This window comes from Pseudomonas sp., assembly GCF_026224925.1.
Lineage (GTDB): Bacteria > Pseudomonadota > Gammaproteobacteria > Pseudomonadales > Pseudomonadaceae > Aquipseudomonas.
This window is the reverse complement of sequence record NZ_JAMFRV010000634.1, coordinates 1-1,950: the sequence shown is the minus strand read 5'-3', so window position 1 is coordinate 1,950 and position 1,950 is coordinate 1. Positions and strand designations below refer to the sequence as shown.

General features: G+C 59.3%; 3 protein-coding genes. All 3 read left to right on the top strand.

Going from position 1 to position 1,950, the window contains the following annotated elements:
• Positions 1-150: 150 nt before the first annotated feature.
• Entirely contained in the window at positions 151-897 is a 747-nt protein-coding gene (gene trbJ, locus M0974_RS26330; RefSeq protein ID WP_297844022.1) for a P-type conjugative transfer protein TrbJ, read from the top strand.
• A gap of 2 nt (positions 898-899) precedes the next feature.
• Positions 900-1,112, top strand: coding sequence for a hypothetical protein (locus M0974_RS26325; protein ID WP_297844019.1), 213 nt, complete (start codon positions 900-902; stop codon positions 1,110-1,112).
• The coding region (gene trbL / locus M0974_RS26320) for a P-type conjugative transfer protein TrbL (RefSeq protein WP_297844016.1) at positions 1,112-1,950 on the top strand (839 nt) is incomplete at its 3' end. The genes M0974_RS26325 and trbL, both read left to right, overlap by 1 nt.

Genomic DNA, 1,950 nt, shown 5'->3' with positions numbered 1-1,950 from the left:
GCCGCCGGTTGTTCGACCTCGGCCTCGGCCCGGTCACCCTCGCCTTTGCAGGCGCGACATCACCTGACGACATCGCGCGCATCCGCCAGCTGGAACGGGTCAACGGCCAGGAATGGCCTTTCGCCTGGCTCAACGAAAAAGGAGTGGCATATGAAACGTTGCAATAGGCGCAGCCTGCTTGCCGCCGCAGCTCTGCTGGCATGGACGCCACACCGGGTCGCCGCCCAATGGGCGGTGTATGATGCAGCGGGCAATGCGCAGTGGCTGCAACAGACCCTGACGCAAATCAAAACGTTGGCGCAGCAGGCGCAGTCGTACGCCACCCAACTTCAGCAATATCAGACAGAACTCAATCAATACACCAACATGATTACGAACACCGTTGCACTACCTCAACAGGTGTGGGGCACGGTGCAGAGCGACATCATGCGGGTGCAAGCCCTGTCGAATAGCGCCTCACTGCTGTCCGGTAACTCCGGCTCGCTGATTACCCGGCTTCAAAATGCCTCGGCGTATGTCAATCAGGTTGGCAGCCTGACGAATATTCCCGGTCAGATCGCCGGCTATCAGCAGACCATCGGCAACAACCTAAGCACGATGGGCAAGATGCTCGGGATGCAGCAGGGCATGGAAACCAACAACGCCGCGCTGCTTGTTACGCTGCAACAGCATTCGCAGTCTGCGGCTGGCCAGATGCAGGCGATCCAGGCAGGCAACGAACTGGCGCACGCGCAGGCTGCGCAGCTCATGCAGATACAAGCCACACTCTCTACCACGGCGCAGATGCAGGCCACGCAAATGGCAGTGGGTGCTGATCGCAGGGCAACCGAGGACGCCGCAATGTCGCGATTCAATTCCGCGCCCGCGGTCACCCCAATTCAAGGGAAGGACTGGTGAGTATGTTGACCCTCAAAACATCCGCGGCGGCTGTTGTGCTGGCCGGAACCGCTGCTGCCTCGGCTGGCGCCGGGTATTTTGTGAGCCGCGCCACGATCACGTCGGAGGTGGCAGTGTCGTGCCCGACCCCGGCTACGGCCGCTTCCACCGCACAGTTACCACACTCGTTGCCGAACGGCCCGGTTATCTCTGCAACCAAGGGCAAAGACTACTGATGCGCCGCGCACGCCTCCACTTGGCGACCTTGGCCGGAACAATTTTTCTGATTTCGTTTCCCGCCTGGGCGCAATCGACGAATGTCCTAGATGGCATTGTTCAGCAATTCCAGTCACAAGCCGCGAGTTGGGAAAGCACGCTGGCGTCTCTTGCGTTGCAAACGTTCGGTATCCTCGCGGCGATCGAGCTAGCCTGGGCTGCTGCCAGGCTAGCCTTCAGGGGTGCCGACGTCAGCGAATGGTTGGCCGAGCTGGTTAACCAGATCCTGTTTATTGGATTCTTTCTCGCTCTGCTCCAGAACGCATCTACTTGGGGAACGGCGATCGTTGACAGCTTCCGCCAAGCCGGGAAAGCGGCCGGTGGTGTCGGGGTGAATCCGAGCGAGGTCTTCACATCTGGCGTGTCGCTCGCGCAAAAAGTCATGTCACAGATGAGCCTTATGAGCCCGGCCGCGTCGGTTGGCTTCATGGTCGCTGCACTCGTCATCATAGTTTGCTTCGCCCTCATAGCCGCCTGGATGGTGGTGACTCTCGTGCAGAGCTACATCGTCATTGCGGCCGGCGTCATAAACATGGCTTTCGGCGGCTCGCGATGGACCAAGGACATTGCCATCGCGACCGTGCGCTACACAGTCTCGGTCGGCGCTAAACTGATGATGCTCCAACTTCTGGTAAGCGTCGGCCAAAACCTAATTCTGAGCTGGTCCAACCAGTTCAACACAATCACCAACTCCGGGCTGCTGATCCTGATCGGCTCTTCGGTTGTGATGCTGGCAATCGTCAAAATCGTCCCCGATGAATTCCAGAAAGTCGTGGGCGGTGCCAGCCTTTCCAGTGG

Coding starts and splice junctions, on each gene's coding strand:
- trbJ (WP_297844022.1), top strand. CDS start 151: ATGAAACGTTGCAATAGGCGCAGCCTGCTTGCCGCCGCAGCTCTGCTG.
- M0974_RS26325 (WP_297844019.1), top strand. CDS start 900: ATGTTGACCCTCAAAACATCCGCGGCGGCTGTTGTGCTGGCCGGAACC.